The 20181-nt window shown below is 42.3% G+C and carries 19 protein-coding genes; 15 read left to right on the top strand and 4 right to left on the bottom strand.

All coding sequences use genetic code 11. The features are described from left to right. Positions 1-151: 151 nt before the first annotated feature. The 10 genes from rlmN to M2132_RS05965 all read left to right on the top strand — a co-directional run bounded on the left by rlmN (position 152) and on the right by M2132_RS05965 (position 10618). Positions 152-1201 (top strand): 23S rRNA (adenine(2503)-C(2))-methyltransferase RlmN, encoded by a 1050-nt coding sequence (rlmN, locus tag M2132_RS06010; RefSeq protein ID WP_280672313.1) that lies wholly within the window; start codon positions 152-154, stop codon positions 1199-1201. A 3-nt stretch (positions 1202-1204) separates the two neighbouring features. Beyond that, positions 1205-2296 carry a 4-hydroxythreonine-4-phosphate dehydrogenase PdxA gene (gene pdxA, locus M2132_RS06005; protein WP_280672311.1) on the top strand — a complete coding sequence of 364 codons (1092 nt, stop codon included), beginning with the start codon at positions 1205-1207 and terminating at the stop codon, positions 2294-2296. A gap of 25 nt (positions 2297-2321) precedes the next feature. Beyond that, positions 2322-3014, top strand: a complete 693-nt coding sequence (locus M2132_RS06000; protein ID WP_280672308.1) for a sugar phosphate nucleotidyltransferase — start codon at positions 2322-2324, stop codon at positions 3012-3014. 48 nt (positions 3015-3062) lie between these two features. Continuing rightward, complete coding sequence (locus M2132_RS05995) at positions 3063-3935, top strand: hypothetical protein (RefSeq protein WP_280672307.1); 873 nt, start codon at positions 3063-3065, stop codon at positions 3933-3935. Positions 3936-3951: 16 nt separating this feature from the next. Next, positions 3952-4875, top strand: coding sequence for a CDP-alcohol phosphatidyltransferase family protein (locus tag M2132_RS05990; RefSeq protein ID WP_280672305.1), 924 nt, complete (start codon positions 3952-3954; stop codon positions 4873-4875). A 12-nt stretch (positions 4876-4887) separates the two neighbouring features. After that, positions 4888-5613: an HAD family hydrolase gene (locus tag M2132_RS05985; RefSeq protein WP_280672302.1), complete on the top strand. Its 726-nt coding sequence runs from the start codon at positions 4888-4890 to the stop codon at positions 5611-5613. Between the two features lie 205 nt (positions 5614-5818). Next, positions 5819-7114, top strand: coding sequence for an inositol-3-phosphate synthase (locus M2132_RS05980; protein ID WP_280672301.1), 1296 nt, complete (start codon positions 5819-5821; stop codon positions 7112-7114). A gap of 102 nt (positions 7115-7216) precedes the next feature. Then, positions 7217-8149 (top strand): TIGR01212 family radical SAM protein, encoded by a 933-nt coding sequence (locus tag M2132_RS05975; RefSeq protein WP_280672300.1) that lies wholly within the window; start codon positions 7217-7219, stop codon positions 8147-8149. Between the two features lie 175 nt (positions 8150-8324). Further along, entirely contained in the window at positions 8325-9947 is a 1623-nt protein-coding gene (locus M2132_RS05970) for a DUF3137 domain-containing protein (RefSeq protein ID WP_280672299.1), read from the top strand. A 119-nt stretch (positions 9948-10066) separates the two neighbouring features. Further along, positions 10067-10618 (top strand): LemA family protein, encoded by a 552-nt coding sequence (locus tag M2132_RS05965; RefSeq protein WP_280672298.1) that lies wholly within the window; start codon positions 10067-10069, stop codon positions 10616-10618. Positions 10619-10697: 79 nt separating this feature from the next. Here the strand turns inward: M2132_RS05965 and M2132_RS05960 are convergent, their stop codons facing one another. Next, positions 10698-14546: a hypothetical protein gene (locus M2132_RS05960; RefSeq protein ID WP_280672297.1), complete on the bottom strand. Its 3849-nt coding sequence runs from the start codon at positions 14544-14546 to the stop codon at positions 10698-10700. Positions 14547-14894: 348 nt separating this feature from the next. Here M2132_RS05960 and M2132_RS05955 point away from each other — a divergent pair, with 348 nt between their 5' ends. Beyond that, positions 14895-15389: a metallophosphoesterase gene (locus M2132_RS05955; RefSeq protein ID WP_280672295.1), complete on the top strand. Its 495-nt coding sequence runs from the start codon at positions 14895-14897 to the stop codon at positions 15387-15389. A gap of 17 nt (positions 15390-15406) precedes the next feature. Here the strand turns inward: M2132_RS05955 and M2132_RS05950 are convergent, their stop codons facing one another. The 3 genes from M2132_RS05950 to M2132_RS05940 are packed head-to-tail and all read right to left on the bottom strand — an operon-like array spanning position 15407 to position 17008. Continuing rightward, positions 15407-15694, bottom strand: coding sequence for a GNAT family N-acetyltransferase (locus M2132_RS05950; RefSeq protein WP_280672293.1), 288 nt, complete (start codon positions 15692-15694; stop codon positions 15407-15409). 14 nt (positions 15695-15708) lie between these two features. After that, entirely contained in the window at positions 15709-16404 is a 696-nt protein-coding gene (locus tag M2132_RS05945) for a hemerythrin domain-containing protein (protein ID WP_280672290.1), read from the bottom strand. 4 nt (positions 16405-16408) lie between these two features. Next, complete coding sequence (locus M2132_RS05940) at positions 16409-17008, bottom strand: LuxR C-terminal-related transcriptional regulator (protein WP_280672288.1); 600 nt, start codon at positions 17006-17008, stop codon at positions 16409-16411. Between the two features lie 278 nt (positions 17009-17286). Here M2132_RS05940 and recF point away from each other — a divergent pair, with 278 nt between their 5' ends. The 4 genes from recF (at position 17287) to M2132_RS05920 (ending at position 19910) form a co-directional block, all read left to right on the top strand. Then, positions 17287-18399: a DNA replication/repair protein RecF gene (gene recF, locus M2132_RS05935; protein ID WP_280672286.1), complete on the top strand. Its 1113-nt coding sequence runs from the start codon at positions 17287-17289 to the stop codon at positions 18397-18399. Continuing rightward, positions 18396-18689, top strand: coding sequence for a DUF721 domain-containing protein (locus tag M2132_RS05930; RefSeq protein WP_280672284.1), 294 nt, complete (start codon positions 18396-18398; stop codon positions 18687-18689). Before recF ends, M2132_RS05930 begins: the two co-directional genes overlap by 4 nt. Positions 18690-18697: 8 nt before the next feature. Next, positions 18698-19129: a thioesterase family protein gene (locus M2132_RS05925; RefSeq protein ID WP_280672282.1), complete on the top strand. Its 432-nt coding sequence runs from the start codon at positions 18698-18700 to the stop codon at positions 19127-19129. A gap of 157 nt (positions 19130-19286) precedes the next feature. Then, the gene (locus M2132_RS05920; protein ID WP_280672280.1) at positions 19287-19910 is read left to right on the top strand and encodes a hypothetical protein; all 624 of its coding nucleotides are present in this window, start codon (positions 19287-19289) and stop codon (positions 19908-19910) included. Positions 19911-20181 lie beyond the last annotated feature (271 nt).

The following is a 20181-nucleotide window of genomic DNA, read 5'->3' as shown; positions in this document are numbered from 1 at the left end:
CGCAGTGAAAAATCCTATTAAAAACCGATGCTTCCTGCTGTCAGCATGACAAAAATAAAGAAAATGTCAATTACGGTTTCAATATAAAACTATTAGCACAAATGCTTACTCTTGCCAAAAAACAAGTGTAAGCATTTGGTTGTAAAAAAATATGGCAGAAAAAAAGCACTTACTGGGAATGACGTTCGACGAGCTCAAAGAGGTCGCCCACGAGTGTGGTTTGCCCCGGTTTGCCGCCAAACAGATTGCCGATTGGCTCTACAAAAAGAAAGTTACGGATATTGGCCAAATGACAAATATTTCGCTGGCCAACCGTACCCTATTGGAGCAAAATTACGATGTGGGACGAATTCCTCCTGCCGAAAGCAAGCGCTCGGTTGACGGGACAGTGAAATACCTGTTTCCGGCAGGCAACGGAAAATCGGTGGAGGCAGTTATGATTCCCGACGATGACAGATACACCCTGTGTGTTTCATCGCAAGTGGGGTGCAAATTCAACTGTTTGTTTTGTATGACGGGTAAACAAGGTTTTTCGGGTAACCTCACGTCCAATCAAATCATCAACCAGATATGCTCTGTTGCCGAAGCCGATAAACTTACCAATATCGTCTTTATGGGGATGGGTGAGCCTCTCGACAACTACCCGCAGGTAAAACAGGCTATTGACATCATCACCGCCGACTATGGTTTTGCATGGAGTCCCAAACGGATAACCCTCTCAACAACAGGCGTTACCCCCAAACTGAAGTTGTTTTTGGACGAAACTTCCGCACATCTGGCCATAAGCCTGCACTCGCCCTTTGCCGGAAAGAGGGAAGAGATAATGCCTTGCGAAAAATCTTATCCGCTATCCGAAGTTTTGTCGCTGCTACGTGGCTACGATTGGTCAAAGCAAAGGCGGCTGTCGTTCGAATATATAATGTTCAGCGGCTTCAACGATTCGCCGGCGCATGCCCGCGAACTGGTAAAAATACTCAGCGCTCTGGATTGCCGGGTAAACCTCATCCGCTACCACGCCATTCCCGGAGTCGATTTACGGACATCGGCAAAAGAAACAATGGAAAGCTTCAGAGATTACCTCACAAGCAAAGGCCTGACCTGCACCATACGCTCGTCGCGGGGCGAAGATATTTTTGCCGCCTGTGGAATGCTGTCGACCCTAAAGAATAAAAAAGAAACTATACAAGAAAAAACGAAATAAAGCATGATAAAAGTAGGAATCACACACGGAGATATAAATGGCATAGGGTACGAAGTTATCCTTAAAACTTTTGCCGATGCAGGCATGACGGAGCTTTGCGTTCCCGTCATTTACGGCTCCACAAAAGTTGCGGCATACCATCGCAAAGCCTTGGAACTGCCTCCCGTAGCATTCAACCTGATACAAAATGCGGCCGATGCCAGCTTCAACAAAGTGAATATCATAAACTGTGTACCCGACGATATCAAAGTTGATTTAGGCAAATCGGCAAAAGCCGCGGGCGATTCTTCGCTTGCCGCCTTAGAACGTGCCACCGCCGATTTGAAAGAAGGTTTGATAGACGTTCTGGTAACAGCACCTATCAACAAAGACAACATACAGCAAGACGGATTCCAGTTTCCGGGACATACCGAGTATCTGGAAAACAAGTTTGCCGGGCAAGGACAAAAATCTTTAATGATTTTAGCAAAAGACGACCTGCGCATCGCTCTGGTTACAGGTCATTTGCCCTTTGCTCAAGTGCCTTCAAACATTACAAAAGAAAAAATAGTGGATACCATATCTGTTTTTGAAGAATCGCTCAAACGCGATTTCAGAATAGGTAAACCACGTATTGCCGTTCTCTCGTTGAATCCGCATGCCGGAGAAAACGGGCTGTTGGGAACGGAAGAAAACGATATAATAAAACCGGCATTGGACGAAGCTTCGGCAAAAGGTACACTCTGCTTTGGTCCGTATGCTGCCGATGGATTCTTTGGGTCGGGCTATTACAAGAAATTCGACGGAATCATTGCCATGTATCACGACCAAGGGTTGGCGCCCTTCAAAACGCTGGCAATGGAAGACGGCGTAAACTTCACTGCCGGATTGCCAATCATACGTACATCGCCCGCACACGGCACGGCGTATAATATCGCGGGTAAGAATGAGGCTTCCGAGGTTTCGTTCAGATACGCTATTTACATGGCAATAGATACCTACAACAACCGTAAAGACTACGAGAAAGCGTATGCCAATCCGCTGCGTAAACTTTACCACGAAAAAGGCGGAGACAACGAAGTGCTTGACCTGACAAAAGAAGATAACGAAGATTAATCCCCAATATCAGAACCGTTCTGAAATGAATTACGCAATAATAGCCGCCGGCGAGGGTTCGCGTTTAGCCCAAGAAGGGGTTAAACTACCCAAACCCCTCGTAAAACTGAACGGGACGGAAATGATAGCCCGTCTTGTCAGAATTTTCTCGGCCAACAACGCAAAGTCGATAAGTATTATCGTGAATGAGGAAATGACGCAGGTTCAAGAGTTTGTAAAACAAATAGAACTGAACATCCCCCTTAACCTTATTGTAAAATCTACCCCCAGTTCGATGCACAGTTTTTACGAATTGCGTAACTTCTTGCGCAACGATAAATTTTGCCTCACAACGGTCGATACAATATTTAAAGAAGACGATTTCGGAAAATATATCAACGCCTTTATCTCGTCAGAAGCCGACGGAATGATGGCCGTGACCGATTATATAGACGACGAAAAACCCTTGTATGTGGATGTAGACAGGGAAATGAACATCACAGGTTTCCTTGACCAATCGGACTCGTGCAAATACATATCGGGTGGCATATACGGGCTTACGCCAAAAGCCATCGACACGCTCGAGGGCTGCCTGCAATCGGGGCAATCGCGTATGCGCAATTTCCAACGCCAGCTGGTAGCCGACGGACTACGGCTGAAGGCACATCCATTCCCCAAGATAGTGGACGTAGACCACGCCGGGGATATAGCAAAGGCCGAAGCGTTTTTGAACTCATAGCAGAAATAATAAATAGGATTACACTCACAATAAAAAACGATACGTCTCATGTCAAAGATAAAATTGACCGGAGTTAAACGACAAACAAAATATTCGCCCAACCATATTGGCAACGATGGCATGATTTTCAATCTGACCGTCGAGTCTCTTCTTAAATTTGGGTACGAAGTCCATGACTACACCGAACCCGAATTCGTATTCAGCGACCTTAACGAAGACTTCATCTTCAATATGGCACGCGACGTTAATACCATAAAGAGGCTCAAAAGGTTGGAAGACGCGGGTTCGCTTGTCATAAACTCGGGCTACGGCATCGAAAACTGCACACGGGGCAGGATGACCAAAATACTAATGGATAACCATATACCCCACCCCGACAGTTTTATTATCAACACAAACGAAGACCCCTCCTCGCAGCTCGAAGAGATGAATGCCGGAGCATTTTGGGTTAAACGGGGCGACTTCCACGCCATCCACCGGGAGGACGTGACCTTTGCCCGCAACATATCGGAGGCAAAGTCCATCATCAAAGAATTTGCTTTCAGAAATATTCCCAATGCTGTTGTCAACGAGCATCTTGTTGGCGATTTGGTGAAGTTTTACGGTGTTGCCGATACCGATTATTTCTTTTACTTTTATCCCTTCGATTTGAGCCATAGTAAATTCGGGCTCGAAAAAATAAACGGAGAGGCGCATCAATATTCATTCTCCGTAAAAGAACTGAAAGAAGCTTGCGACAAGGCCGGCGAAGTGTTAGGCATCAAGATTTACGGAGGCGATTGTGTTGTAAATCGCGACGGGTCTTTCAAAATCATCGATTTTAACGACTGGCCCAGTTTTGCCCCATGTCGTGACGAAGCCGCACCCAAGATAGCGGAGTGCATTCACAAGCAGATTATCAGAAAATTAAACAAGGAATAAAAACTATATAAGAGAAATGGAGCAGAAAATACCCTCCTTGGAATCGACCCTGAAATCGTCCGATACGGAAGAACCTATCGACATATACTTCTACCGTCCCATCGGTTACCGTTGGGCATTATTATTCCAAAAATTAGGTATCACGCCAAATGCCGTTACCATAGCCAGTATATTTCTGGGAGTAGGGTCGGGCGTTTGCTTCTATTTTGAAGGTAATATATGGATAACCCTGTTGGGCATACTTCTTTTGGTGTGGGCCAACTCGTACGACAGTGCCGACGGTCAGCTGGCGCGCATGACTCAGAATTTTTCGCCCCTTGGGCGCATACTCGACGGCTTTGCGGGCGACCTCTGGTTTGCATCCATATACATTGCAATATGCCTACGGCTGATGCCTGAGTGGGGTTGGTGGATATGGGGTTTTGCGGCTATTGCCGGCCTGTGCCATTCAAAACAAGCTTCCATGGCCGATTATTACCGGAACATCCATCTCTTGTTCCTGAAAGGAAAATCGGGTAGCGAGTTAGACAATTCGAAGGAAATAGAAGCACGATACAAATCTCTGTCGTGGGCTAAAAACTCTTTCTCGAAGCTTGTAGCATTTTTTTATGGCAGCTATACACGGGGACAGGAAAACTGGACGCCTCGTTTTCAGGAAATGTTCCGGCTTATTGAGGTTCGTTTCGGGGAAACAGCCCCCGAAAAGTTCAGAAACGACTTTCGCCAGAAAAGCCTTCCGTTGATGAAATGGACAAACATACTGTCGTTCAACGTACGCGCCATCGTTCTCTTTATATCAATGCTGGTGAGTATGCCTTGGATATACTTTGTTTTTGAACTGACAATACTGAATATTTTGCTGCTCTATATGCAGAGCAAGCACGAAAAGATTTGCAAAATATTCTCCGAAAAAATAATTAGTGGAGAATACGATAAATAACCAAAAACTTAAATGATAGACATCACAAAAATAAAAGGAATAATATTCGATTACGGAGGCACTATCGACAGCAACGGTAAGCACTGGGCCGAAGTGCTTTGGGAAGCTTATCAGGATACGGGCGTGCCCGTTTCTAAAGAGCAGTTTCGCGAGGCGTATGTATATGCAGAGCGTTATCTGGCAAAGAACCCTGTTATAAAACCCGAAGATACGTTCCTCGATTTGCTGAAAAAAAAGATCGATTTACAACTTAAATATCTTGTTGAAAACAATTTTTTAGAAATAAACAGTAAAACAAATACTTATAGCCTTGCTATTTCGGGGCAATGTTATAACTTTGCTCGGAATCTGATTTCGGAAGAAGAAATAGTCTTACAAAAACTTCATGCCAAATATCCTATGGTTTTGGTTTCGAACTTTTATGGTAATGTTTCGGCAGTACTGAAAGACTTTGGGCTGGATCGCCATTTCGACCGGATAATAGAATCGGCTGTTGTTGGCGTACGCAAGCCCGATCCTGCTATTTTCGCGTTGGGAGTTGAGGCCTTATCGTTGCCGGCCAACGAAGTTGTAGTTATCGGCGACTCGCACACCAAAGACATCATTCCCGCTACGGCAAACGGTTGCAAAACCATTTGGCTGAAAGGACTTGGATGGGGCGACGACGATCCCGAAGCTACGGCCGACGTTGTAATAACAGATTTCATGGAGTTGAAATCCGTTTTTCAGATTGATTGAAAAAACACTTATTTGGTAGTACTTTAGAGTCGCAAGCTCTCCGATTTAATAATGGACGCCGTTTGTATGGCCGAAAAGCCCGGGTTGGGAGAATAAAATAAATGGAGGATTGCTTGCCGAAGCTAATCTATTATATAGGCTTCGAGCCTGTTTGTTTAAAGGATTGCTGCGGGTTGCAGTGTATTTTAATATTTAATTAAAAAAAATGGAAAAAGTACAATTAAAAGAAGCCAAAGGTAAACTTGGTATTCTTTCTGTTGGTGTTGGAGCTGTTGCTACCACCTTTATGGCAGGAACGTTGATCACTCGCAAAGGGTTGGGCGTACCTGTGGGGTCTATCACTCAATTGGCTACAATGCGTTTGGGTAAAAGAGAAGAAAACCGCTTCCCTAAAATCAAAGACGCAGTGCCTTTGGCAAGTCTTAACGATATCGTATTCGGCGGATGGGACATCTTCGAAGAAGACGCATACGAAGCCGCACGCCATGCGGAAGTTTTGACAAGAGACGACCTTGACAAGGTGAAAGACGAAATGCAAGCCATCAAACCGATGAAAGCCGTTTTTGACCAAGATTACGTGAAACGTCTTCATGGTACATGGGTTAAGACAGGTGCTACAAAATGGGACTTGATGGAACAGGTTCGCGAAGATATCCGCAAATTTAAAGCTGACAACAATTGCGAGCGTGTAGTTGTTATCTGGTGCGGTAGTACAGAAGTCTTCACTCCACTTAGCGATGTGCATAAAACTCTTGCTGCCTTCGAAAAAGGCTTGAAAGAAAACCACAAAGATATTGCTCCTTCAAACATCTATGCTTATGCAGCTGTTGCCGAAGGTGTTCCTTATATCAATGGTGCTCCTAACCTAACGGTAGATATTCCTGCCATGTGGGAGCTTGCCGAAAAAACTCAGACTCCTATCTGCGGTAAAGACTTCAAAACAGGGCAAACCATGTTGAAAACAGTTCTTTCGCCTATGTTCAAAACTCGTATGTTGGGTCTTAGCGGATGGTTCTCTACTAACATTTTGGGTAACCGCGACGGAGAAGTTCTTGACGATCCGGGTTCATTCAAAACAAAAGAAGAGTCTAAACTTTCGGTTATCGACAATATTCTTCAACCCGAATTGTATCCTGAACTTTACGGAAACGTTTATCACAAAGTTCGTATCAACTACTACCCTCCTCGCAAAGACGATAAAGAAGGATGGGACAACATTGATATCTTCGGATGGTTGGGCTACCCAATGCAGTTGAAAGTGGATTTCCTTTGTAAAGACTCTATCCTTGCAGCGCCTTTGTGTCTTGACCTTGTTTTGTTCACAGATTTGGCTCAACGCGCAGGTATGGTTGGTATCCAAGAATGGTTGTCGTTCTACTTCAAGAGCCCAATGCACGCTCCCGATAAGATTGCGGAACACGACTTGTTTATCCAATACGTGAAGCTTAAAAATACTCTACGTAAGATGATTGGCGAAGAAACTGTTGATTACATCGACTAATTTTCTTACCAACAAATAATCTTTTATGATACAAAAACGAGGTAACCCCAAAGGAGTTATCTCGTTTTGTTTTGTATTTTTACAACCGGTTAGAAAAAAATAATGACACCTAAGAAACCATATAAGGAATTCAGCGATTTTTTGAACAGTATATTCCCCTTCAAGGTTCAGAAGATATCGGTCAATGCCGGCTTTACATGCCCCAACCGTGACGGAACAAAAGGCGTGGGCGGATGTACTTATTGCAATAATCAGAGCTTCAGCCCCGCGTACGGAGGCCCTCGGCGTTCGGTTACAGAACAAATGGACGAGGGCGTGGCTTTTTTCCGCCGAAAGTATCCGCAAATGAAATATCTGGCTTACTTTCAGTCGTACACCAATACTTACGATAGTCTGGAGAAGCTGATTGCCCTTTATGAGGAAGCTTTGCGCTACCCCGATACGGTGGGTATAATTGTGGGGACACGCCCCGATTGTATGCCCAACGAACTGCTCAACTACTTTGCCGAACTAAAAAAACACACATTCGTGATGATTGAGTACGGGCTGGAATCGACCTTCGACCCTACCCTACAATTCATCAATCGTGGTCACACTTACGCCCAAAGCGAGGAAGCCATACACCGCACAGCCCAAAAAGGAATCTACACAGGAGCGCATATAATTCTGGGACTACCCGGTGAGAGCCGCGAGCTGATGCTGTCGCATGTCGATAAGCTATCGGCCTTGCCCCTTACCTCCTTGAAACTGCACCAATTGCAACTGATTCGCGGTACGGTCATGGCCAAGCAGTACGAAGCGCACCCCGAATGGTTCAACCTGTTTGAAGTGGACGAGTATATTGACCTCTGCATTGATTTTGCCGAGCGGCTGAATCCCGATTTTGTGATAGAACGCTTCGTGTCGCAATCGCCCAAAGAGTTGCTTATCGCTCCCGATTGGGGACTGAAAAACTATGAATTCACGGCAAAGATTCTGAAACGTTTCGCTCAAAGAGAAACCTATCAGGGGCGGCTGTATAAGCACTGTCAATAAAATCAATCATCTGTCATTTAACTACATACACCCCTTTGGTTAAAAATTGGCGGAGCCAACAGTTGCTTCTGAGTGTAACGAAGAATCTTTGTAAATTTATGATGGTTTAAACGAAGTATTCTTCATGAATAATTATATCTTTGTTTTTTATTCTTAAATTCTTTTACACAAAACTATGACTATACAAGAACTACGCGAACTTTTTATTAAAGAACACAAACGAGACAGAAGACTTATCTTTATCAATTACGGAATCATTTCTTTCATCGTGCTATTGGTGCTGGGGCTAATCGCATTCTTATTTTATGCCACCAATACAAACCCTATTCAGGCACTATCCGAGGCATTCGGTGGAAGGGAACACGACCCTTGGTATGTAAAATATGTATTAATAGCCATCATGTGTGGAGCTGTTATATACCCATTCTATCATATATGGAAACTAAGCAAACGCCCACAGAAAATAGAAGACTTGCTATCAAGAATAGAATCGGGAGCGAAAGCTACAACAGTGCACGATTCGAAAGAATATAAGGTAACCATCCCCCTACTTAAAGTAAATATTAAGCTATGTCCGGTAACAATGGCCAGCATATACCTCGACAATGATGTAAAGCCATATCTGTTGCCGATAAATAGCTTTTATCTGGCCGACATGAAAATCCTGCTCAGTGGAGGCAATGTACAAAAGTTGAACGAAATAAAGAGGGCGTTATATGCCGACGACGATACCGAAACATCCACACAGCAAGAAGTTGAGAAAATACAAACCCCTCTGAAAACTACCGAAGAGTTCAGAACTTTTCTCAACGAAAATCTGAAAGACACCATAGTAGAGATAGATAAACAACGGGGATTCACCCGCAAAATGACGATGATTGTTGTACCTGTTGTAATACTTGCCGTTTTAGGTATTGCAGGATACTATTATTATTCGAGCATTAAGGGAGCTGCCGCAGGCGATTATTCGGTAGCAAGTTCTACCCCGCTACTTCTTTTGTTTTTCGGAGGAATAACAGCTATCGGATTCGGATACAGCTATTTCGTGAGGTGGAAACATAAGAAAACAACAGGAACACAAAGTGTATCTGACAGCGACATATACGCTGCGGCAGCCGGAAATTCATTGAATGAGACTGTATTCCGCAAAATCATTAAATTTATAAACCCTACGGTAGAATATATGCCAATGGGACATGTGGGCTTACCCGAATTTTTGGAAAGCGGACTATACCAAGAAAAAAATTACAACATTCACGGAAACGACCAGATATCAGGCCGACACAATGGCGTACCTTTCATTATGTGCGAATTGTGGGTTACACACAAACGTAACTTCTCTGACGAGAAAGACAAACCCGATAGTGTATTTTCCGGACAGTTTTTTGTAGCCAAATTCAACAAGAAATTTTCTTCTTCCGTATATATCAAACCTCGAAAAGGCAGCTCCGGATATACACACATTACAGACGAAAAGATTAAACTTGAAGATCCGGAATTCATGGATATGTTTGATGTTTACGGAACCGATCAGGTGGAAGCCCGTTATATACTGACGCCTTCTACAATGGAACGTATCAAGAACATAGCCAAACGGACTAAAGGCGAATTTTATATCGCTTTCAACAACAACAAAATAACAATAACCAACAACAGTAAAAACACGAAATTCGGGGTAGGCTTCTTCGATTCGCTAACCAAGGATGATAATAAACTGTTGGTCGATTTTTACGAAACAATCAGAGATCAGTTTGCCATTATCGACGACCTGAAGCTGAATGTCAAAATCTGGGGATAACCCACATTAAATATTTATATTTCAACATTTTAAATATATACATTTTTTTTGTAAGTATTTATTGTAATCTATATTAAAATAACAGCGATTGCATTATCGCTTAAAAACATTGAGTTGACATGAATTATACACTTATAGCCATAGTTGCCATAGTATTAATAGTAATATTAGTTTACATCTCGGCATACAATAAGCTGAAACAGCGCAAAAATCAGATAGACAACGCGTTTTCTGTACTGGACGCCCTCTTCATTAAACGGAACGATTTAATTCCCAACCTGATAGCTACCGTAAGGCAATACATGGACTTCGAAAGAGATACTTTGGATAAAATCACCCAACTGAGAACCCCAAGCCGCAACTCGGAAGAGTATCAGAGAGACGGAGAAATAGACAAGATTATGAAACAGCTGATGGTTCAGGTAGAGAACTACCCGCAATTAAAAGCCAGTGAACAGTTTACAAACCTGCAATACAGCTTTAACGAATGCGAGGAACAAATAGCGGCAGGCAGACGCTTTCTGAGCGCCTCAATAACCGACTATAACAATGCCGTAGCCTTGTTCCCCAGCAATATTGTGGCTGGCATGAGCGGAATGAAAAAACATGAATGGGAAAGAGCAACCGAGGCTCAACGCCAAAACGTGAACGCAAACGAGCTTTTTAAATAAATCTCCATTTTTCTGTTTGGCTATTATCACTCGAAAGGGACATACCTTTTCATAATAAAACACACTTTGGCGAACATCATTATTCCTTTTCTTTGCTGTCCTTTTTTTCTTTTCGGGAAGGATAGAAGAAGTTACGGACACTGATAAAAACGCCTTGAACTTTCTTCACGAAATTCTGCTTGCCTTGCGAAATCCCTACCGACTCTACCAACGGCGGACGCAACAATTGCCACATATAATTGAATGTGGAATGATAGGGGTCGCGCTCAATTTCGAGATGCGAACTACGGGGTTTCTTGTTAGGTTTGTCGGGGTTATCTCTCTTTATAACCCGATTGGCTAAGCCCGAAATAAATTTATTGGGAGTTTTCCCCTCCGAATCCTTCAATATATTTATATTCAATCCATTGTAGAGCATCGTCATATCAACCTTTCCGCCAAGGCTCGAGGCATCTATGTTGAAGCGGACATCCTTAACAGTGCCACTAACCACCTTGGCAGGAGCCATAGGGGTTATCAGGCGATTCAACTCTCGCAAATCAAAGTTATGCAAATGCGCACCTAAAAGAAACCTGTCATAACTTTTATCGACAGGTATTTGCCATTTTGCGGTGAAGTACCCCTCGCCCATTAGCTTACCATCGGCATTTATGTCGATAAACTGATGGGGTTGCGATGCGATGTTTGTCAGTTCAGGAATAGTAGCATTCATATCGGTAAAGAAAATCTTTCCGGCAACATTCCCGCTTTTGGGCAACTCTTCGTATTCAACATTGAAGTTCTTAACGTCCGTCGTTGCTATTCTAAACTTAAGCGGAAGAGTTTGCAAGCCTTCGTAAATCATGGGCATGATGTTATGCTCTATTTCAATTTGCTGGTTTTTGAAGTTTTTTAAATAAACATCGTTCACATGCAAGTTTTTAGCATCCAATATATTTTCCGAAAAATAACGGGGCACATCAATGCCCGATAGCCTTAGGCCACCCACCCGCACATCGAACCAATCTTTGTGGCGTGGATGCTTGTATGCAAATTCCGTTTTGCTATAAGATGGATCGAGGTGAATGCCGCTCACCGAAAGGCTTTCGTTTTTCTTGCTGACGGCTATTTTACCAAAGCGGAGCGTGTAGTACCCATCACCGACAGGTATCGCCAGATTTTCGGTATCGAGATAAAGGTCGCCCAAACTCATTGTGCGCTGTTTGTTATTGGCCGAGAGTTGCTCCAACCCAAAATTTGTTTTATTTATCTTCTGTTTGGTTATAGCATTATTTGTTTTGTTGTGTTGATAGTTCAGTTCGGCGTTACTGATATTTATACTTCCGACAGATATTTTATCGGCATAAGTACCCAGAAGCTTATAAATATCGAATTTTTCTGTCGATTCCTTTCCTGCGGCATGTGTTTTGCCAAGCACTTTATAATCAATATGAGGCGCTTCGGCATTCAACGTACCCAATTCCAGCAAAGAGGTGTTCCAGAGTGCTTTCTCGATACGCAACTGAGGTAGCGAAACAGCCAACCTGCTATCGGAACTATTCTGCTGAAAATTCAGATTACGGATATTCGCCTTATTTATGCCAATATCTCCGGAAAACGGAGTGGAAGAACCGCCCGATGTACCATTGTTTTGTGCGCCTGCCGTAATTTTCAACGAAGGCGAATCGAGCAAAAGGTCATCGACTCTCAACCGGGAACCGGAAGCAAGACTGATGTCTTTCAACTTAAACGTCTTGAAAGTTGAAGTCATATTCTGCCCGCTGGTTTTGTCAGCGTATTCAATATCGGCATCCGTCAGGTTAAGTAAAGCAAGTTTAAGAGGCTGGGATAAGATATCCCCCTCCCACGCCGTACCTGTTTTTTTATTTGCGCCAGAGGCTGCGGTCTTTACAATCCGCAATTTGGGCGACTGTATATTGACAAGCGAAAGATTATCAAAACGATTCACTTCTTTTTTGAGGTCGAAGTTCACCCCCTTAACTTCTAGCAAAGGAGCTTTAAGGCTTAAATAAACAGGAGGAACTGAAGTCCATTTCCCCTCCTGCGGTACAAAATCGACGCCTTCTAAACGCACCACCCCACCCTTGCTCTGTATATTTGCATTGGCTATTACCAGTCTGTAATGGCCACCGGGCAGCACATTGTTGAAGTTTCTGAAGCTAAGGCCAAAATCCTCATAATCGAATATCAGGTCTTGCCTTTTCAGAGTTTCGTGATTCATGAAAAAATCTGTGGCAAAAAGGTTCAGATCGTTCAACCGATACCTCATGCGGGCATTTCTGTCGTTATAAGCCAAGTTTGCACCCATCAAACTGATTCGTTTTATGGCAAGATGGTTCACAAATACTTCAATAAGGCCTAAGGCGTTATTTTTCTTGGCCTTACCTACGGGCAATTTAAGCGTATCGGCAGCAGTGACGGACGTTTTGGAGGAACTGCCCAGTTTAAAATATTCTATGTTTGGCGATACAATATTCAGTTCGTCGGCTTCTATGCCTTTTTCTATGGTCAGTTCTTTAGCGTTTATCGAAGCAATTGTGCCATCAAGATAGTCCGATTCCGATTTTCTTGACAAAGGAGACACCTCGATATTTTTGATATCGAAGTAGCGGTTAATCATGTCGAAGGTGAAACGCCCTACATTTATCTTGTGATTGTTACTCTGTACCTCTCCGTTTATATTCTGGGCATCAATCATAAAATGAGAGGTATACCAAAAATGGTTTCGGGAGTCGGAAAGCGAATCGACAAGAAAATCATGCGCATTAAAATCGAAACGATTGACCGTGTATGTATCCATACCATTTTTTGTCGAAACAGTATATTTCAGTTTGGCGGCATCTATCCTGATTTCCTTGACAGATACCCTTCTCAAAATAGGTTTAATCATCTTATATACAGACCACGGCTGATTGGTTGTATCAGCCTCGAATTCCGTGAAATCCGACATTTCATCATCCTGTGTATCGCGTACCCCTGTTTTCTTTTCTGCCAGAAAAATATCGGGGTCGGATATCACAAAAGAATTCGCATCCAGATAATTGAGCGAATTCTGGCGGCTGAAAACAATCCCCCTGACGGCTATCGAAGATACTTTAGCATCTATGCTTTTAGTATGCTCTGTTGTATCTGTATCGTAGGGAATCAGATGAATACCTTGAATGAGTATCACCGAATCGCGCGTACTGAGTTGTATATTGTCTGTATTCAGCGAAAAATATTCGCTATCGAGCAAGCGTTGCGGCGTGTTTGCCTGAAAATCGAAATTCTCGGAATACAACAGTTTACCGCTTTTAGCAGAATTTTCGTCAAGACGGAACTTATAGGCATGGAAACTGGCGTCCTTCAGAGCATAAGTTGCCCGCACCTCCGCCCCCAAAGCCGTATACGAAATATTTGCATGTTCAAGGTTTATTACCTTTACAGTAAGTTCGTCTATAAAGGGCGCAACCACATCAAACAAGGTTTTATTGGCTTTATCGTGCTTTGCAGTGACCGCCTGCGAGGTAGATGAATCCAATATCTGAATATCGGGGTTCTTGATTTCAAATAGGTCGAAATGTAATTTCCGGCGGCTTGTCATCCACGCCAGGTTCAGACCCTTAAAGTGAATCATTCCTACATTGGCCCTCACATATGTTGAAGGCAAGCTATCGGTTGCCGCCAACTGAGCCAAACGCAGGCTGTCGGGTTCTAAGCTTATGCCCTCTATTTTCAGTTCTCCATCAAAAAAACCTATATCCAGCTTGTTGAAATTGAAACGATAAAAGCCATCGGTGGCAGTCAATATCTTTTCGCTCAACGTTTTGCGCAGCATGCTTTCGAGCCGGTGTGTCAGATACCAATTCAAAGCGAAGCCTACCGCAATGAGCAAACATACCGTTGCCAATGCCCCGTAAAGAATTCTATTTCGTGTTGTCCGTTTCAAAATATACAGATAATCATTTAACCCATAGTGTATTTAGAGAATTTATATCAAATAGCTTATTATAAATATTTTATAGTATTTGCCTTTCTGAACAAAGTGAAGAATCTCTGTGTCTTTTATTTAAGAACCTTCGTTACACTCAGGATGACAAAATGAATATATCTTATTTCTCGAATTATTAGTTTTTATTTTCTAAATGCACCACCGATATATTTATTTATATATAACCCCAAATGCAGGTTTAATGTTCTGCTGTACCATCGTTTCTACGCGGAATCTGCTTACGGAATGAAATAAAACAAAGTTTGTTTATTAACTTTGTATAAGTAAACCCATTACGGAGCGAAGATGAAAAAAATAGGATTATTATCAGACACACATGGCCATTGGGACGAAAAATATGTTCAGTATTTTGCTCCGTGCGACGAAGTATGGCATGCCGGAGACATTGGTTCGATGCGCCTTGTAGAAAAATTCGAGGCCTTCAAACCCTTCCGTGCCGTATATGGTAACATTGACGATATGAAAGTACGCGCGGCCTTTCCCGAATCTCTCCGGTTCACGCTCGAAGGCGTGGACGTGCTGATGACCCATATCGGCGGTTACCCCGGAAAATACGCTCCTGCCGTACAGGATGTTCTTCGTATTAATCCCCCAAAATTGTTTATCTGCGGGCATTCGCACATACTGAAAGTGATGTACGACAAGCAATACGGATGCCTCGACATGAATCCCGGGGCAGCCGGAATATATGGCTTTCATAAAGTACGCACCCTGCTCCGCTTCGTGATTGACGAAGGCAATATCAAAGACCTTGAAGTGATTGAAATTGCAAACAAATAAAAGGGAAGAGGAAGCTTCTACAACAAATCTTTATACTGAGGATAACGCTCCAGATAAGCAGCCGTATAAGGGCACATAGGCCTTTCGCCCAAGCGATACCCGTTCTGTCTTATCCAATCCAGAAGGGCAGCGGTCAGCTTTGCGGCAATGCCCTGTCCGGCATAAGCATCATCAACCTCGGTGTGGGTAATATACACCTTATTATTACCCCTCAATACATAATCGGCAAGACCTATAACCTGCCCATCGCTCGCAGCCTCAAAGCGGCTCTGCAAATCATTATTAATAACATCGTACTCTATCATAGCGTTTTCTTTTTTTAGATTTCCTTTTCCAGTTCTTTAATACGGGGTATGGTAAAAAAATCTTCGAGGAAAGTATGTTCCCGAAGTTCGGACTGACACATATACAAATCGAGCAATATATTCGTTATCAGACTCTGGTCTTTTATATCGGGAATATATTTCATTAATATTTGCTTCAGTTCTTTCACCGTTTCTTCTATATCGTTATGCCGACTCTCGAATATACCGATCGAATAATCTTGTTTTTGCCCGTTCAGCAAAGACTCTATGTACGGAAAAACCACTTCGTCTTCGTACTCCATATGTTCTCTTACCTCTTGGGTATAATCGTCAAAGAATTTCATTACAAGGCTTGCCAGATTTGTGTCTTCCTGCACAAAAACAGCCTGCAACTTACGGCGGATATGAGGCAGTTTGTATTCAAGAAAATAAGAATGCCCGCCTTTCAGATACTTCAATATAGGCTTCAGAGGCAATGTATTGAAGGTTTCCTGAAGGTCGGTTACCGACTTGTTTGTCTGCAAATTAGCCAAAAATATGAAACAATCGGCATCGTAGTTATTTTCGCGGCAAACCGCTTCAACGCTTTTCTCGCCAAACCCCAAGCGGATATTCAATTTATTGAGCAACAATAAAAGGTTGTAGTCCGCATCTATAAGGTCAGACATTTTCATCGACTTGTTGAACACTACCGTTATATCCTTTATCATATCATTAATACTTTATTTCTTTTATATCCACAAGCTTATTCACAATGGCATAAATCGTTAACCCCGAAACACTGTGTATCTCAAGCTTACGCCCTATATTCCTGCGGTGTGTGATAACCGTATGGATAGAAATGCTGTGATGCTCGGCAATCTCCTTATTGCTCATACCACGCACAATACTTATCAATATCTCTTTTTCCCTGTCGCTCAAATCTTCTTGCCCCGATTCCGGTTCTTTGTTGTCGTTGAGCGCATTGCTAAGAGTTTCTTCCAGCTTCCGCTCCGAATCGTTTATCTGTATCACGGCATCGTACGAGCGGTAGAAGCGTTCGTCAATCATATTATAGACAAGTGCCACCACTGCCGTTTCTTTATCGAGCTTCAGTTGTTGCTTCACATCATGTTTTGAAGTATGCCCAAACAACATCGGGTTCACTATTACCCCATCGGGCTTAATGATATTAAGCTGTTGGTTTATATCTTCAAAATCCTTTATTTCAACAACCTTTGCTACCATCGGTAACTGCGACAGGGCATAAACCAGTCCTTTACGGATGATGTATGATGTTTCGGCAACGGCCAGAATTTTTTTAATATTCCGCATTTCTATTTCAGTATAGCTTATATAGAATCATTCTTTATTACAGGCAAACAAAGTACGCCATTATTTCTTAAAATATGCCCTATTGATTGTTAAAAGCTCAGACAAAATATTAGAATGTTTCTAAATAAGCAGTCTGAACCTATCGCCATATCTTCATTCATCTTAAACCAATTTCGTTGCACTATTGTTCAGTTTTCACGAAGCAGAAGTTGCTTCCTCTTGGTTTCGGCGATGTAAACTAATAAATGTGTATCTTTGCAGAAGCAAAACAAAGAAGAATGATATTAGAACGGATTTCTATTCTCAATTTCAAAAATATAGGGCAAAGTGAGCTTTCGTTTTCACCCAAACTGAATTGTTTTTTGGGCAATAACGGTATGGGGAAAACCAATCTGCTTGATGTTATCTATTATCTTTCGTTTTGCAAAAGCCATAGCAATGCCGTTGATAGCCAGAATATCAATCACGACTCGGATATGGCACTTATACAAGGGTGGTATGACGTGGAGGGCAGGAAAGAAGAATTCCTTTGCAGCCTGAAACGCCGGCACAAAAAGGTTTTCAAACGTAATAAAAAAGAATACGAGAAACTATCGGAACATATCGGAACGTTACCCTTGGTCATGACATCGCCCGAAGATACGGAGTTTATTACCGGAGGGAGCGATACCCGCCGTAAGTTGATGGATCAGGTACTTTCGCAACTCGATAAAGAATACCTGCACGCTCTGATACGTTACAACAAAGCCCTGCAACAACGCAATGCCTTGCTGAAAACCGGAAATGGAATGGCCGACGATACACTTTTTGATCTATGGGAAGAACAAATGGTGAACGAAAGTGCCATTGTTTTTAGCCGCCGTAAAAACTTCATAGAGCAGTTCACACCTACATTTCAACGTTATTACGACTTTATTTGCTGTCGGAACGAAAAGGTAGAACTGACATACCGCTCGCAACTGCACGAAAGCGATTTGGCCTCCATGCTCAAAGACAGCCGTGGCAGGGATACCATTCTGGGGTTCACAACGGCGGGCATACATCGTGACGATTTGGAAATGCATCTGGGCGAATACCTTATAAAAAAAACAGGTTCGCAAGGACAACGAAAAACCTATGCCATAGCCTTTAAGCTGGCACAGTTTGCATTCTTGGTAAACGCGGGAATAACAACCCCTATACTCTTGCTCGACGATATTTTCGACAAACTCGACTCTCTACGGGTGAAGCAGATAATAACGCTGGTTTTGCAAGAAAACTTCGGACAGATCTTCATTACCGACACCAACAGGGAACATCTTTCGGAAATGCTACGGGAAATAGGTGGAGATTACAGGCTCTTTTTTGTGGAGCAGGGAAGTGTTACCAAAACAGAAGGCGGCAGTCTATGAGAAAAAAAAATACCGAATCGATAGGCGAAGTGCTGCGGCAATATTTTGAAGAAAATCCGTTTTTCCGCAAAAAGATAGCCGAAAGCCGTGTTATATCCGGTTGGCACTCACTTTTCGGAGCAACGGTAAAGTCGTATACCACAAACGTATATTTACGCAACGGTGTGCTTTATGTACATCTATCATCTTCAGTACTGCGTTCGGAGTTGATGATGGCAAAAGAAAAAATGATAAAAACACTGAACACCCATGCCGGCATGGATGTTGTAGCAGACATAATATTTAGATGAAAACAACAATGGAAATTACTCAAGAGGTTTTTAAGAAAACAATACCTATTCAAATACGCTTTGGCGATATCGACGCCATAGGGCATATCAATAATAATATTTATTACAGTTATTTCGATTTGGGAAAAAGCCATTATTTTGAAGACATGAAAGCCGGTGTTGTAAACTGGACCGATGGCATCATTGTTTTGGCCCGCTCCGAAACCGATTTCTTTTCGCCCGTCTTCTACAAAGAAAATATAGCGGTCGACACCAAAATTATGCACTTAGGCAACAAAAGCGGAGTATTTTTGCAACAAATCAGAAATACCGACACAGACGAAGTACGTTGCCGCTGCAAATCGACATTCGTTTATTACAATCCCGACGAAGGAAAGTCAATGCCTATCCCCCAAATATGGCGCGATGTTATCTCCTGTTTCGAGGAAGTTACTTTTTAAAAATCGCATTATAAGCATGCTAATTATGTTTTCAGCATATTCCAATTAAGACAAATTGGAGCTTGAGGTATGCCGCTGATTCACATTTTAAAGTAAAAATTTGCATTATTTGCAATATTTCCATATTTTAGAGTTCATTTTTATAAAACTACTTAATATGGAAAGAAAAATTACTGTTGCAGGAGTGTTGCAAGAAGGCTTTGCTCTTGGGTTAAAAAACATCGCTTCGCTTATCGGAGCCGTTATATTGTGGCTTATCACAATCTGGATACCCTACCTTAATGTGGGTACAACAATAGCAATATGCTCAATACCTGTTGAACTGAGCAAAGGGCATGTCATTTCTCCTTTGTTTATTTTTGACGCTAAATACCGTCAATATATGGGTGAGTTCTTCACTCTTATCGGCTTAATGATGCTATCGCTGATTCCGGCTGCTTTATTTATGGTTATTCCGGCATATATAATAGGTATAGGCTGGTCTTTAGCTATATTCATATTATTAGATAAAGGCGTTTCGCCCAGCGAAGCCCTTGTAAAAAGCAATCAGGCAACATATGGTTATAAATGGACTATATTCTTTGTTAATTTAGCGTTAGGAATTATACTATTGGTAGCCACTTTTATTTTCAAATTATTAGGTGATACCATTGGCGGAATACTTTCATTCATAGCTTTTTTACTTTATTACCCCATAAGCTTGGGATGTACTGCCACTATTTACAAAAAACTATTTGTTGATGGCTTTAATGTAGAACAATCTACAACACAACAAATGTAAATCAACATCACATATATAAAATTCATAAAAGCGCCTTCTAAATATTTAGAGGCGCTTTCTTATTTGTTGATTCTTCTACTAAAGTAAGGTTTGAGGGTTATATATGCGGGGATAGCCCCATCATATTCAATACACACCTCCACCTCCAATGTATATAGTAGTATATACATACAACGAAAAAGTCCCTCACCTATATGTTGGTGAAGGACTTTCTCTCTCTGATTTAAGTTGGCGGCTACCTACTCTCCCACATTTAAGCAGTACCATCGGC

It is taken from the genome of Dysgonomonas sp. PH5-45 (genome assembly GCF_029893235.1).
In the GTDB taxonomy this organism is placed as follows: domain Bacteria; phylum Bacteroidota; class Bacteroidia; order Bacteroidales; family Dysgonomonadaceae; genus UBA1309.
The sequence above is the reverse complement of the archived record's forward strand: the minus strand, read 5'-3'. Positions and strand labels throughout refer to the sequence as shown.